The 549-nt window shown below is 38.1% G+C and carries 1 pseudogene; it reads left to right on the forward strand.

Annotated features, from left to right (window positions below):
- Positions 1-549 (forward strand): annotated as a pseudogene (locus ACFO3U_RS07595) (hypothetical protein); the annotation flags it as partial.

Here is a 549-nt window from a genome sequence, read left to right on the forward strand (position 1 = left end):
ATTAAACGTATTGGATAATGATACTTTAAATGGTATCCCAGTACTACCAACAGATGTAACTCTAACAGTTAATACTCCTTTCCAAACTACAACAACAGGTGGTGTAGTATTAAACCCTGATGGAACAGTAACTGTATTGCCAAATACTCCTTCGGGAATATATACAGCAACATATACTATCTGTGAAACAGGTGCAACTCCTGCTAATTGTGATACTGCTAACGTTATTGTAACGGTAACTACAACTACTGAGCCTGTGACTATCGTAGCTAACGATGATGATGCCTCTACAACTCCTGTTAATGCAACTTCAGGACAACAAGATGTTATCAATATCTATACAAATGATACGCTAAACGGTACTCCTGTAGTTCCTACTGATGTAACGCTTGCTATACTTACTCCGTTTGCAACTCCTAACATCACTATTGATGCCAATGGAAATGTTGATGTAGCTCCTAACACTCCTGCGGGAACTTACACACTTACATACCAAATATGTGAAGTGGCTAATCCTACAAACTGTGATACTGCTAATGTAACTATAGT

It is taken from the genome of Flavobacterium ponti, from assembly GCF_042652765.1.
GTDB lineage: Bacteria > Bacteroidota > Bacteroidia > Flavobacteriales > Flavobacteriaceae > Flavobacterium > Flavobacterium ponti.